The organism is Streptomyces caeni (assembly GCF_042678285.1).
GTDB lineage: Bacteria > Actinomycetota > Actinomycetes > Streptomycetales > Streptomycetaceae > Streptomyces > Streptomyces caeni.
Genome location: NZ_JBHUDX010000029.1, coordinates 1 through 13,369, shown reverse-complemented (window position 1 = coordinate 13,369; position 13,369 = coordinate 1). Strand labels below are relative to the sequence as shown.

At 71.7% G+C, this 13,369-nt stretch carries 11 protein-coding genes and 1 pseudogene; 4 read left to right on the top strand and 8 right to left on the bottom strand.

Annotation, left to right across the window (positions count from 1 at the left end; all coding sequences use genetic code 11):
• Positions 1 to 48 precede the first annotated feature (48 nt).
• The 5 genes from ACFSL4_RS12510 to ACFSL4_RS12490 form a co-directional block, all read right to left on the bottom strand.
• Positions 49 to 576 (bottom strand): NUDIX hydrolase family protein, encoded by a 528-nt coding sequence (locus ACFSL4_RS12510; protein ID WP_381081651.1) that lies wholly within the window; start codon positions 574 to 576, stop codon positions 49 to 51.
• 253 nt (positions 577 to 829) lie between these two features.
• The gene (locus ACFSL4_RS12505) at positions 830 to 3,049 is read right to left on the bottom strand and encodes an NADP-dependent isocitrate dehydrogenase (protein ID WP_381081647.1); all 2,220 of its coding nucleotides are present in this window, start codon (positions 3,047 to 3,049) and stop codon (positions 830 to 832) included.
• 259 nt (positions 3,050 to 3,308) lie between these two features.
• The gene (locus tag ACFSL4_RS12500; RefSeq protein ID WP_381081645.1) at positions 3,309 to 4,418 is read right to left on the bottom strand and encodes a mechanosensitive ion channel family protein; all 1,110 of its coding nucleotides are present in this window, start codon (positions 4,416 to 4,418) and stop codon (positions 3,309 to 3,311) included.
• Between the two features lie 197 nt (positions 4,419 to 4,615).
• Positions 4,616 to 5,380 carry a crotonase/enoyl-CoA hydratase family protein gene (locus ACFSL4_RS12495; RefSeq protein ID WP_381081643.1) on the bottom strand — a complete coding sequence of 255 codons (765 nt, stop codon included), beginning with the start codon at positions 5,378 to 5,380 and terminating at the stop codon, positions 4,616 to 4,618.
• A gap of 77 nt (positions 5,381 to 5,457) precedes the next feature.
• Positions 5,458 to 6,420, bottom strand: a complete 963-nt coding sequence (locus ACFSL4_RS12490; protein WP_381081641.1) for a lysylphosphatidylglycerol synthase transmembrane domain-containing protein — start codon at positions 6,418 to 6,420, stop codon at positions 5,458 to 5,460.
• Positions 6,421 to 6,680: 260 nt separating this feature from the next.
• Here ACFSL4_RS12490 and ACFSL4_RS12485 point away from each other — a divergent pair, with 260 nt between their 5' ends.
• Positions 6,681 to 7,919: a PP2C family protein-serine/threonine phosphatase gene (locus ACFSL4_RS12485; protein WP_381081639.1), complete on the top strand. Its 1,239-nt coding sequence runs from the start codon at positions 6,681 to 6,683 to the stop codon at positions 7,917 to 7,919.
• A 48-nt stretch (positions 7,920 to 7,967) separates the two neighbouring features.
• Here ACFSL4_RS12485 and ACFSL4_RS12480 read toward each other — a convergent pair whose 3' ends face one another.
• Positions 7,968 to 8,387, bottom strand: a complete 420-nt coding sequence (locus ACFSL4_RS12480) for a pyridoxamine 5'-phosphate oxidase family protein (protein WP_381081637.1) — start codon at positions 8,385 to 8,387, stop codon at positions 7,968 to 7,970.
• The gene (locus tag ACFSL4_RS12475; protein WP_381081635.1) at positions 8,384 to 8,881 is read right to left on the bottom strand and encodes a hypothetical protein; all 498 of its coding nucleotides are present in this window, start codon (positions 8,879 to 8,881) and stop codon (positions 8,384 to 8,386) included. The genes ACFSL4_RS12480 and ACFSL4_RS12475 overlap by 4 nt, the downstream gene beginning before the upstream one ends.
• Positions 8,882 to 9,594: 713 nt before the next feature.
• Here ACFSL4_RS12475 and ACFSL4_RS12470 point away from each other — a divergent pair.
• The 3 genes from ACFSL4_RS12470 (at position 9,595) to ACFSL4_RS12460 (ending at position 12,723) form a co-directional block, all read left to right on the top strand.
• Positions 9,595 to 10,254, top strand: a complete 660-nt coding sequence (locus ACFSL4_RS12470) for a vitamin K epoxide reductase family protein (protein ID WP_381081633.1) — start codon at positions 9,595 to 9,597, stop codon at positions 10,252 to 10,254.
• Between the two features lie 243 nt (positions 10,255 to 10,497).
• Entirely contained in the window at positions 10,498 to 12,150 is a 1,653-nt protein-coding gene (ctaD, locus tag ACFSL4_RS12465; protein ID WP_381081649.1) for an aa3-type cytochrome oxidase subunit I, read from the top strand.
• Between the two features lie 3 nt (positions 12,151 to 12,153).
• Entirely contained in the window at positions 12,154 to 12,723 is a 570-nt protein-coding gene (locus ACFSL4_RS12460) for a hypothetical protein (RefSeq protein WP_381081632.1), read from the top strand.
• Positions 12,724 to 13,230: 507 nt separating this feature from the next.
• Here the strand turns inward: ACFSL4_RS12460 and ACFSL4_RS12455 are convergent.
• Positions 13,231 to 13,369 (bottom strand): annotated as a pseudogene (locus tag ACFSL4_RS12455) (transcriptional regulator); the annotation flags it as partial.

The window sequence follows — 13,369 nt, the reverse complement described above, 5'->3', positions numbered from 1 at the left end:
CCCGTCGGCCCGGGGCCCCGCCGCCACGGGGGGCGGGCCGACGCGCGCTCAGGACAGACAGCCGACGTGGGCGAGCGCCTGCTTGAGGAGGGCGCCCTGACCGCCCGGCATCTCGCTCTGCACCATGGCCGACGCCGCCTCCTGCGGGCTGAACCAGACGAGGTCCAGCGCGTCCTGGCGGGGGCGGCAGTCGCCGGTCACCGGGACGATGTAGGCGAGGGACACCGCGTGCTGGCGGGGATCGTGGAACGGGGTGATCCCCTGCGTCGGGAAGTACTCGGCGACGGTGAAGGGCTGGAGCGACGCCGGTACCCGGGGCAGCGCCACGGGCCCGAGGTCCTTCTCCAGATGGCGCAGGAGGGCGTCCCGGACCCGTTCGTGGTGCAGGACCCGCCCGGAGACCAGGGTGCGGCTGACGGTCCCGTCGGGCCCGATCCGCAGCAGCAGTCCGATGCTGGTGACTTCACCGCTGTCGTCGACGCGCACGGGCACGGCTTCCACGTACAGGATCGGCATGCGGGCACGCGCCGACCGGAGTTCGTCGGGAGTCAGCCAGCCGGGCGTGGTTTCGGTCATGTCAGGCATTGCCCGATCGTACGGTCAACACCTCGCGCTGTGTGCATGTCGCTCCAGGTCAGGCGCAAGTCACACCGGAGCTGGGCGCCGGCGTGTGCGGCGAGGGGCTCCGGCAGCGGGTGGTCGCCCGGCCGACGACGGCGTTCACCGCCGGCACGGGGGACGACCGGGCGCGGGACAGACGACCGCCCCGGCCGGATCAGGTCCGGCCGGGGCGGTCGTCACACCGATGCAAAGGCCCCGCGGGCGCCGGTTACGCGAGCGACGCCAGCGCCTCGTTCCAGGTCGCCGACGGGCGCATGACCACCGAGGCCAGGGCCGGGTCGGGCTGGTAGTAGCCGCCGATGTCGGCCGGCTTGCCCTGGACGGCGATCAGCTCGTCGACGATCTTCTGCTCGTCGGCGGCGAGCGTCTCGGCGAGCGGGGCGAACACCTTGGCCAGGTCCGCGTCCCCGGTCTGCCGGGCCAGCTCCTGCGCCCAGTACAGGGACAGGTAGAAGTGGCTGCCCCGGTTGTCGATGCCGCCGACGCGACGGGTCGGGGACTTGTCCTCGTTGAGGAAGGTCGCCGTGGCGCGGTCGAGGGCGTCGGCCAGCACCTGGGCGCGGGCGTTGCCGGTGGTCTTCGCGTACTGCTCGAGGGACGGCACGAGCGCGAAGAACTCGCCGAGGGAGTCCCAGCGCAGGTAGTTCTCCTTGAGCAGCTGCTGGACGTGCTTGGGCGCGGAGCCGCCGGCGCCGGTCTCGAACAGGCCGCCGCCCGCCATCAGCGGGACGACCGACAGCATCTTGGCGCTGGTGCCCAGCTCCAGGATCGGGAACAGGTCGGTCAGGTAGTCGCGCAGCACGTTGCCGGTGACCGAGATGGTGTTCTCGCCGCGGCGGATGCGCTCCACGGACAGTTTGGTCGCCTCGACGGGGGACAGGATGCGGATGTCCAGGCCCTCGGTGTCGTGCTCCGGCAGGTACCGCTCGACCTTCTCGATGAGCACCGCGTCGTGGGCGCGGTTCGCGTCCAGCCAGAACACCGCGGGGTCGCCGGTGGCGCGGGCACGGGTGACGGCCAGCTTCACCCAGTCCCTGATCGGGGCGTCCTTGGCCTGGCAGGCGCGGAAGATGTCGCCGGCGGAGACCGTCTGCTCCAGGACGACGTTGCCGGCCTGGTCGACGAGGCGGACCGTGCCCGTGGCGGGGATCTCGAAGGTCTTGTCGTGGCTGCCGTACTCCTCGGCCTTCTGCGCCATGAGGCCGACGTTCGGGACGGAGCCCATGGTGGCCGGGTCGAAGGCGCCGTGGGCCCGGCAGTCGTCGATCACGGCCTGGTAGACGCCGGAGTAGCTGGAGTCCGGCAGGACCGCGAGGGTGTCGTGCTCCTGGCCGTCCGGGCCCCACATGTGTCCGGAGGTGCGGATCATGGCCGGCATGGAGGCGTCGACGATCACGTCGGACGGCACGTGCAGGTTGGTGATGCCGCGGTCGGAGTCGACCATGGCGAGCTCGGGGCCCTCGGCCAGCTCGGCGTCGAAGGACGCCTTGATCTCGGCGCCCTCGGGCAGGGCCTGGAGGCCCTTGAAGATGCCGCCCAGACCGTCGTTCGGGGTCAGCCCGGCCGCGGCGAGCGTCTCGCCGTACTTCGCGAACGTCTTCGGGAAGAAGGCGCGCACCACGTGACCGAAGATGATCGGGTCGGAGACCTTCATCATCGTGGCCTTCAGGTGCACGGAGAAGAGGACGCCCTCCTCCTTGGCACGGGCGACCTGGGCGGTGAGGAACTCGCGCAGCGCGGCCACGCGCATCACGGAGGCGTCGACGACCTCGCCCTCCAGGACCGGTACGGACTCGCGCAGCACGGTCGTGGAGCCGTCGTCGCCCTTCAGCTCGATGCGCAGCGAGCCCGCCTCGGAGATCACCACGGACTTCTCGGTGGAGCAGAAGTCGTTGTCGGCCATGGTCGCGACGTTGGTCTTGGACTCGGGGGTCCAGGCGCCCATGCGGTGCGGGTGGGTCTTGGCGTAGTTCTTGACCGACGCGGGGGCGCGGCGGTCGGAGTTGCCCTCGCGCAGGACCGGGTTCACCGCGGAGCCCTTGATCTTGTCGTACCGGGCGCGGATCTCCCGCTCCTCGTCGGTCTTCGGCTCGTCCGGGTAGTCCGGCAGTGCGAAGCCCTTGGCCTGGAGCTCGGCGACGGCCGCCTTGAGCTGCGGGACGGACGCCGAGATGTTCGGCAGCTTGATGATGTTGGCCGCGGGCGTCTTGGCGAGCTCGCCCAGCTCCGCGAGGTGATCGCCGACCCGCTGGTCCTCGGCGAGGTACTCGGGGAAGACCGCGAGGATGCGCCCGGCCAGCGAGATGTCACGGGTCTCCACAGTGACACCCGCCTGCGAGGCGTACGCCTGGACCACCGGCAGGAAGGAATACGTCGCCAGGGCCGGGGCCTCGTCAGTGTGTGTGTAGATGATGGTCGAGTCAGTCACCGGGTGCTCCGCTCCACGTCTGCAACATTGCTCGACATCAAGATATCTCGTGACCGCACTCGGCTCGACAGTGGCCTGCACCACGCACCCACGGGCCCGCCGCGCCGTTCGGCCCGCCGGAACGCCGCGCGCGGAGGAACCGAACGGCGCGATATCCGCTCCAGCCGAACTCGGCGCACACCGTCTTCCCGTGCAACGACCACCCTCCGACAAGGCCGGCCGGTCTCACCGTCAAGGGCCACGCCGCCGGTCGCCCCGGTCACCCTTCGAGCAGGGCGGACCCCGCGCCGTACTGCTCTGCGGGCAGACCGTCACCGCTGCGCTGCTGCGGAATGACGGCCGGGCCCTGCTGCAGGGCCACCGTCCGCGTCGGGGCCGGGATGCGGATGCCCTCGGACCGGTAGCGCTTGTGCAGGCGCTTGATGAACTCGTGTTTGACGCGGTACTGGTCGCTGAACTCGCCGACGCCGAGGATCACCGTGAAGCCGATCCGGGAGTCGCCGAACGTGTGGAAACGGATGGCCGGTTCGTGGTCCGGGACGGCTCCGGTGATGTCCGTCATCACCTCGGCGACCACCTCGGCGGTGACCTTCTCGACATGCTCCAGGTCGCTGTCGTAGCCGACCCCCACCTGTACCAGGACCGTCAACTGCTGCTCGGGACGGGTGTAGTTGATCATATTCGTCTTCGCGAGCTGGCCGTTGGGGATGACGACCAGGTTGTTGGACAGCTGGCGTACGGTCGTCTGACGCCAGTTGATGTCCACGACGTAGCCCTCCTCGCCACTGCTCAGCCGGATGTAGTCACCGGGCTGCACCGTCTTGGAGGCGAGGATGTGGACGCCCGCGAAGAGGTTCGCGAGGGTGTCCTGGAGGGCGAGCGCCACCGCCAGACCGCCGACACCCAGGGCGGTGAGCAGCGGCGCCACGGAGATGCCCAGGGTCTGCAGCACCACCAGGAAACCCATGGCCAGTACCACGACCCGGGTGATGTTCACGAAGATCGTGGCCGATCCGGCGACCCCGGAGCGGGACTGGGTGAGCGTGCGCACCAGGCCTGCGATCACGCGGGCGGCCGTCACCGTCACGGCGACGATGAGCAGCACGCTCAGGGCCTGGTTGACATTGTGCTGCACCGTCCGGGTCAGCGGCAGCACGGCCGCCGCGGCCGCCGCGCCGCCGGCGATCGCCGCCCAGGGCACCACGGTCCGCAGGGCGTCCACGATCACATCGTCGCCGCCCCACCGGGTGCGGCCGGCATGCCTGCCCAGCCAGCGCAGCAGCATGCGCGCCAGGAACGCCGCCACCAGACCCGCGGCCAGGGCGATTCCGGCGACGATCAGGTCGTCGAGGGTGAGCGGGCGGTTCACCGGTCACCTCCCGCGCGACGGAGAAGGCCCCAGGGCCGGATGTGAGGAGTCGTCACCTTGCCACCTGCTCGAATCACGGGATGCACCATCAGGCCCGGACGGTGGGTGCCGTCCGGGGCGAAGGCTCATCCTGCCGCATGAGCGTGTCCGTCCGTCACCGGGCCGACGGGCAGCGGCCGTTGACGTCCCCCGGCCGGTCACCCGTCGCCGAACGACCCGTGCCGCCCGGCCCCGGCGGCGAAACGGGCGGCGCCCTCCAGCCCCTCCGCCAGCACGCCCATGCCGTGACGGAGTTCGCCCCGCATGGCCGTCGTCTCGTCCAGCCCCTCCTGGTCCAGCACGGAGGCGCGGTCGCCGCGCAGACACGCCTGGGGGAAGCGGGCGAGGGACGCCGCCAGCTCCTCGGCCTCGGCGCGGGCGCGGCCGGTCGGCACGACACGGTTGGCGAGCCCCGTCTCGTACGCCTCCCGGGCGGACACCGGACGGCCGGTGAGGATCATGTCCATCGCACGACCGGTGCCGATCAGCCGGGGCAGCCGGACCGTCCCGCCGTCGATGAGCGGCACTCCCCAGCGGCGGCAGAAGACCCCGAACACCGCGTCCTCCTCGGCGATCCGCAGATCGCACCAGAGCGCGAGCTCCAGGCCCCCGGCCACCGCGTGCCCCGCGACGGCCGCGATCACCGGCTTGGACAGCCTCATCCGGGTCGGCCCCATCGGGCCGTCGCCGTCCTCCGCGACCCGGTTGCCCCGCTCGGTCCCGACCGCCTTGAGGTCGGCACCCGCGCAGAACGTGCCCCCCTCGCCCCACAGCACCGCCACCCGCGCCGACTCGTCCCGCTCGAACTCCCGGAAGGCGGCGGCGAGCGCCGCGGCGGTCGGCCCGTCCACCGCGTTGCGGGCCTGAGGACGGGAGAGGACAACGGTGGTGACGTACCCCTGGCGTTCGGTCCGGACCGGCATCGGGCTGTCCCTTTCACACGGCGGGCGGGGGCTGGCCCGGCCGAGGTTACCGCGCGGTACGGCCGGGTCGGCCCGGGTCAGATCACCTTCAGCCGCACCAGGGCGCCCAGTGCCAGCGCCCCCGGCAGCAGCGGCAGCCACACCGTGATGATCCGGTAGCCCAGGACCACCGCCGTCGCCAGGGCGGCCGGGCCGCCCGCCGCGACCAGGGCGACGACGAGCGCCGCCTCGACCGAGCCGATGCCGCCCGGGGCGGGCACGACGGCGACCGCGAGCGTCGCCGCCAGATACGCGACCGCCGTGTGCGCCGGCGGCACCGGCAGCGCCAGCGCCCGTCCGACGGCCGCGAGTCCGGCGGCCTGCAGGAGGGGGAAGGAGAGCGAGCCGCCCCACAGCGCGAGCGCGCGGGCCGGGCGGGTGTGCACCGAGCGGGCCTCGCGCAGCGCGGTCCGCAGGAAGGAGGACACGGCCGTCCGCAGCCGGCGCACCAGAAGGAGCACCGCCGCCGCGACGCCCACCAGGGCCACCCCCGCGAGCAGGAGCGGGCCGATCGCCGGCGCCGGGATGAGACCGCCTGAGTGGAGCGCCCCCGGGAAGGCGATCAACAGGGTCAGCAGCAGACCGATCCGGGCGATCGACTCGGCGAGCATGTACAGCGCGAGCGCCGCCGAGGAGCGGGCGAGCGGCACTCCGCACACCGTCATGAAACGCAGGTTGACGGCGCTCGCGCCCAGACCGGTCGGCAACAGGTGGTTGGCCGCACCCGCCGCGAACTGCGTGGCGAGCAGCCGGCGCGCGGGCAGCCGCTCCACCACCGCTCCCTGCCGGGTGAAGGCGGCCGCGACCCAGGTCAGGCAGGTGGCGGTGACGGCTGCCGCCAGCCACGGCCACCGCGCCGACCCCAGATGGCCGAAGCCCTCAGCGAGCACGGACCGGTGCCGCACGGCGACCACGAGCACGAGGACGAGCGGGAGCAGACACAGCGCCTGGCGGACCGGAACACGTCTGGGGAGTTCCTGGGGGAGACGTACGGCAGTCACATCGGCAGAGGTTCCCCGCGCCGCACCAACGCGAGGTTGCGGGCGGGGGGACGGCGGCTGACACGCCGGGCAAGGCCCGGGAGGGACCGGGTGCGGGCTGCGGTGGTGGCCATACGGAGTCGTACGTGCGCTCCGGCCGGCCGTCTCAACGGCGGCGGTGCCGGCGCGAGGCGCCCGGTGGGCGGCCGACCTGGACGGACCGTAGCGTGAAGGGAGATGGGGCGGCCTGCGGGGGAGGGACGGGAAGGGAGACGGTGACGATGCCAGGGCTGGACTACGCGGCGCTGTTCGCCGCCACACCGAGTCCCTACCTGGTGCTCGGCCCGGACCTGGTGATCGTGGAGGTGAACCAGGCATACCTGGACGCGACCAGGCGGACCCGCGAGGACCTCATCGGGCAGCACATCTTCGAGGCGTTCCCGGACAACCCGGCCGACCCGGAGGCCGACGGGGTGCGGAATCTGAACGCCTCGCTGCACCGGGTCCTGGTCACCCGGGAGCCCGACACGATGGCGCTGCAGAAGTACGACATCCCCCTCGCGGGCTTCTTCGGCGCCTTCGAGGAGCGCTGGTGGTCCCCGATCAACACGCCGATCCTCAGACCGGACGGGAGTGTGGCGTGGATCATCCACCGGGTGGAGGACGTGACGGCGTACGTCCAGACGCACAGCTCCGGGGGCGCACCCCCCTCGAAGCAGCTGACCGAGCGGGAGGCCCTGGAGGCGGAGCTGTACGCGCGGGCGCGCGAACTGCAGCGGCTGAACGACGAGCTGCGGCAGGCCCACACCCGGGAGCGTCAGGTGGCGGTCGCGCTGCAGGAGGCCATGCTCCAGTCACCCGACCTGGCCCAGCACGAGAACGTCGCGGTGCGCTACCTGCCCGCCACCGGCTCGCTGAACGTGTGCGGCGACTGGTACGACGTGGTCGACCTGCCGGGCGGCCGCTTCGCGGTGGCGGTGGGCGACGTGGTCGGCCACGGACTGGAGGCCGCCGCCGTCATGGGCATGCTCCGCAGCGCGCTGAGCGCGGCCATCCGCGCGCTGGAGCGGCCCTCCCAGGCCCTGGAGGTCCTGGGCCTGTACGCCCGCTCGGTCGAGGGCGCGCTGAACACCACCGCCGTCAAGGCGTTGATCGACACCAACAGCTGCCTGATCATCTACAGCAACGCCGGTCACCCGCCCGCGGTCCTGGTGCACCCGGACGGCGGCTGCGATCTGCTGAACCACGCCACCGACCCGCCGCTGGGCGCCCGGCCCCAGCACATTCCCCGTCCGCAGGCCGTGCAGCCGTACACCCCGGGGGACACTCTCGTGGTCTACACCGACGGGCTGATCGAACGCCGCGGCGAGGACATCGAAGAGGGCCTGCACCGCCTGACGGACGCCCTCAGCCGCCACAGCACCCTCAGCCCGGAGCGCCTGGCCGACGCGCTGCTGGCCCAGCTCGGCGTGGTCGGCGGAGCCCGCGACGACATCGCCCTGGTCATCGTGCGGCTGTGACACCGCCGACGGGACGGCGGGCCACGGTTTTGGGACGGGGCGCCGTCCTCAGTGCGTCAGGCGGTAGCCGGTCACCAACTCGGCCCGTATCAGCACCATGTGCTCCATCTCCCTGTCCACCCACGGCGTGAGCCGGGCGTGGTAGAGGGACAGCGCCTGCGGCTCCGTCAGACGGCTCGCCTGGCCGGTGACCATGACGCTCCAGCCGGTGCGGGTGTGCAGGTCGATCTGGTCCGCCTCGTACACCACCACCTGGGACGCCGACGCGCTGCTCAGCAGGGCGGCCCCCGCGTGTGTGCGGATGACGACGTCGCCGTCGCCGGTGACGAGGTGGTTGACCGGGCGGATCACCGGAAGGGCCTGGTGGGTGAAGCCCACACGTCCCATCGGCACCTCCGCCAGCAGCTTCAGCGACTCCTGCCGGTCCAGTTCCACCATGCGGGCGCGAGGGGAGGACGGGACGGTCATGAGGCATCCCTGTGGGCGCCGACGTGTTCGGCGCCGTCGGGCCACAGCACCTCGACGTCGACGCCGTGGCTGCGGGCGAAGGCCACCAGGTGGGCCGTCGCGTCCCGGCCGTTGGACGGGGAGCCGTCCCACACCGCCAGCAGGCGGACGCAGGAGCGCAGCAGGTTCTCGTCCGCGCCCACGCAGGCACCCCGGTCCGCCGGATCGTATTCCAGCAGGCGCACCTGTTCGGAGAGGAGCAGCAGTTCACCGGCGGCCTTGCGGTCGGGCTCGGCGAGCTGGGCGGGCACGCCGCCCCGCGCCGGGAGCACGGTCACCAGGGCCATCCCCGCCTTGCGGGCGGCACGTCCGAACGCGAGCGGCAGTCCATGACCGGCACGTACCAGCCCGGCCTTGCCCACCCGGGCGAACTCGGCCAGCCGTGTGCGCAGTTCCTCTTCGAGCAGCGTGAGCGTCGGCACGGTGAGATCGGGATGTCCCACGACAGCGATCACTCCTGCCTGTCCTTTCTTCCGACCGCACGGCGGTCATGACGACGTCTGACTTCCTGATGGAAGAGGCCTTCGAGCAGCGCGCCCTGGAGCGTCGGCCCGCCAGCGTCCCCTGGGCGGGCGCGCGCGGGAGCGGACGCAGCCGCGAGCATGAGGTGATCGTCAACGGGTGTGCCGCGATGTACCAGGGCCGCCCGGGCCGAATAAGAGGCCGTATGGCCCTTGTGCAGGTGTGGGCCCCTATGCCCCGGACGGCACTCGTTTGATATTGCCCCGATATGTCAACCGCTGGGCGGGTGGCGGACCCCTGCCCGTCCCGCCCTGCAGACGGGGCCCTTCGGCCCTTGCCGCCGCCGAGCCGCACCGACTTCACTGGCGGCGCGGCCCGCCCGGCGACCCGGGCCGGAGCCACCGCCCATGGGCTCGGACGGCGGTCCCGCACCGGGACGGCACGTACGGGCCCTGTGAGGCGCGACGAACCGACGGGAAGCCGCCGCAGGCGGGGAAACGGGTGGAGCGATGAACGCGGTGGTCGGGCACGCGGGTCCCGCGGGTGTGCCGGTGGCACACGGCCGCGCGGTGCGCGGGGCCCCGCGGCCGCGGGGCCCGGTGGTTCCCGCCCGGAGGGCGGTCCCCCCGATACCCGGCCCCGCCCACCCCTCACCCACCGTGGGCCCGCAGCCCACCCGGAACACCAGCAAGGCGGACCAGCCCTTATGACGACCAGCAGCACCACCCTGCACCGCACCGCCGACGACCGGGAGGGAGGTCAGCGGGAGATCACGTCCCGGGGGGCGATCGGCGCCGGGCGTGCCCTGGCCTGGCTGCTGATCGTGACCGGCGCGCTCGGCGTGCTCGCCTCCTTCGTCATCACCATCGACAAGTTCGAACTGCTCCAGGACCCGGCCTTCTCGCCGTCCTGCAACCTCAGCCCCGTGGTCTCGTGCTCGAACGTGATGCGCAGCGACCAGGCGTCCGTGTTCGGGTTCCCCAACCCGCTCGCCGGCCTGATCGCCTACCCGGTGGTCGCGGCCGTCGGCCTGGCGCTGCTGGCAGGGGCCCGGTTCCGCCGCTGGTTCTGGCTCGGGCTGAACCTGGGCACGCTGCTGGGCACGGCCTTCTGCATGTGGCTGATGTCCCAGGCGCTCTACGAGATCGGCGCCCTGTGCCTGTGGTGCTGCCTCGCCTGGGCGGCCACCATCGCGATGTTCTGGTACACGACCGTGCACAACCTCCGGCACGGGATCCTCCCGGCCCCGCGAGGCGTCGTCGCCGGCGCGCTCGAGTTCCACTGGGCGGTGCCGGTGGCCTGGTACCTCAGCATCGTGATGCTGATCATCACCCGTTTCTGGTCGTACTGGCAGACGCTGCTCTGAGACGGGGGCGGCCCGCCGTAACAGGGCCGTTCGGCCCAAGCGCAGGTCGCGGCTAGGACTGTTCGGCCCTATCGGGCCCCCGGGCCCCTCGGACGATCATGTGGCGGCGGCCGGGAAGCGCCGCGTCGTCCTTTCCCGCACCACGGCACTTCCCGGCTCGTCGGCGACACGAACCGATGGGGAGGACACCGTCCGGTGGACGAGGTACAGACAAGACATGTGACGAGCTCGAAGGAGGCGGGCATAGGCCCGGCACTCCACGAGCCAACCGGATCCACCGGACACACGGCGAGCAGGCCGTCGTGGGTGGAATGGCTGACGACCACCGATCACAAGAAGATCGGGACGATGTATCTGGTCAGCGCGTTCGTCTTCTTCATCGTGGGCGGCCTGCTCGCCCTGCTGATGCGCGCGGAACTGGCCCGGCCCGGCCTGCAGATCATGTCGAACGAGCAGTTCAACCAGGCCTTCACCATGCATGGCTCGATCATGCTGCTGCTGTTCGCGATGCCGATGTTCACCGGCCTCGCGAACTGGATCATGCCGCTGCAGATCGGAGCGCCCGACGTGGCGTTCCCCCGCCTGAACATGCTCGCCTACTGGCTGTTCCTGTTCGGCTCCTCGATCGCGGCGGCGGGCTTCTTCACCCCCGACGGCGCGGCCGACTTCGGGTGGTTCCTGTACGCCCCGCTGTCGGACGCCGTCCACTCGCCGGGCATCGGCGCGGACTTCTGGATCATGGGCGTGGCGCTCTCCGGCTTCGGCTCGATCCTCGGCGCGGTCAACTTCATCACCACGATCATCTGCATGCGCGCGCCGGGCCTGACCATGTTCCGCATGTCGATCTTCACGTGGAACGTGCTGCTCACCGCCGTGTTGGTCCTGCTGGTCTTCCCGGTCCTGGCCGCGGCGCTGTTCGGGCTGGAGCTGGACCGCCGGTTCGGCAGCCACATCTTCGACCCGGCCAACGGCGGGGCGCTGCTGTGGCAACACCTGTTCTGGTTCTTCGGCCACCCCGAGGTCTACATCCTGGCGTTGCCGTTCTTCGGTGTCGTCTCCGAGGTCATCCCGGTCTTCTCCCGCAAGCCGATGTTCGGCTACATGGGCCTGATCGGCGCGACGATCTCGATCGCCGGCCTGAGCATGTCGGTGTGGGCGCACCACATGTACGTCACGGGCGGTGTGCTCCTGCCGTTCTTCTCCTTCATGACGTTCCTCATCGCGGTTCCGACCGGTGTGAAGTTCTTCAACTGGATCGGCACCATGTGGCAGGGCAGCCTGTCCTTCGAGACACCGATGCTGTATGCGACCGGCTTCCTGGTCACCTTCGTCTTCGGTGGTCTGACCGGGATCTTCCTGGCCTCGCCGCCGATGGACTTCCACGTGTCCGACACGTACTTCGTCGTCGCGCACTTCCATTACACGCTGTTCGGTGTGGTCGTCTACGCGGTGTTCGCCGCATTCCACTTCTGGTGGCCCAAGTTCACCGGCAAGATGCTGGACGAGCGCCTCGGCAAGATCACCTTCTGGACGCTCACGGTCGGCTTCAACCTGACGTTCCTGGTCCAGCACTGGCTGGGTGTCGAGGGTATGCCGCGCCGGTACGCGGACTACCTGGCGGCCGACGGCTTCACCGCGCTCAACACCGTCTCCACCATCGGGTCGTTCCTGCTCGGCCTGTCGATGCTGCCGTTCTTCTACAACGTCTGGAAGACGGCGAAGTACGGCAAGCGCGTCGAGGTCGACGATCCGTGGGGCTACGGCCGTTCGCTGGAGTGGGCCACCTCCTGCCCGCCGCCGCGGCACAACTTCTCGTCCCTGCCGCAGGTCCGGTCCGAGTCCCCGGCGTTCGACCTGCACCACCCCGAGGTCCGCGCGCTCGAGGCATCGAGGTAGGCCATGTCCCATGCCGTCCTGGCGCTGGGCGTCACCGTGCTGACCATCGCCGGTGCCGTCTGGTACCTGCCCGCCCTCGCGGACCTGCGTGCGGGGGCCGATCGTCCCGACTCCCGCCGCATCGCGGCGGCGGCCTGCCTGACGGGCTGGGGCACGGTCGCCTCCCTCGCCCCGCTGCTCGTCGCGAACGCGACCGGATGGGTGATCGCCGTCGTGATCGGCGCGGGTACGGGCATCACAGCGGGCCTGTGGACACGTGCCGGGGTGCAGCGCAAGCACGAGGAGCGCGAGGCCGCCCTCCAGTGGGCGACGCTGCGTCACATCGCCCCCGGCTCCGGCGGGGAACGGGCACCGTCCCCGTACACCGTCGCGGCCCTCCTCGGCACAGGGCTGGTCCTCTCCGTGGCCATCGCGACACTGCTGATGACCGCGGCGCCCATGGACGGCCACGACTGGCTGACGGCCGCGGCCGCCCCGGCCGTCGTCATCGGGCTGTTCCTCATGATCGCCCTCACCGTCACCCGTGTGACCCGCCGCCGCACGGCAACGGGTCACGCGCGGCCCTCACGCTAGACAGTCCTGGGAACCCCGCCGGGTGTGAAGCTCCGCCCACGGGGTTCCCGCGTGCCGTGCACCCCGCCCCACCAGCGAGCCCCCGCGGCCTCGGCCGGGGCTCGCGCCGTGTCCCGGACCGGCCGGTGCCGAGGGCCGGGGCCTGCACCGCGGCCCGGCGCACGGCACGTGCGCCGGGCTCGCGCCGCGGGTGGGGCTCGCGTCAGGCGCCCTGGCAGTCGGGCGGCGTGGTGCCTCGCGAATCGCCCGGTGCGTCGAGTGCACGGGGAGACTCGGAGCCGTGCCGGAGCGATCGGGCTCATACCGAGGTCCGGCGCCGGGGGCGGCACCGGCGGGCGTGGCTCTCCCCGGGCGTGGAGTCGCGGCGGGTGGCGTGTGGCGGGGCACGGCGGACGTGGCGGCTGGGCCCCGGGCGTCCGGACTCACACCGGGGCGCGGTTCGTGCCGAGGCGTGCCCGAGCGCCCGGATCGCGGCGAGCGGTCAGGGCTCGCACCCGAGCGTGCGGCTCAGGCCAGTGACAGGAACAGCTTCTCCAGACGCGCACGCAGCTGGTCGGCGGTTTCGCCGTCGGCGCGGCTGGAATCGATGTCGGTGACGCACTGCTGCAGACCGGTGGCGATGATCGCGAAGCCGGCCCGGTCCAGG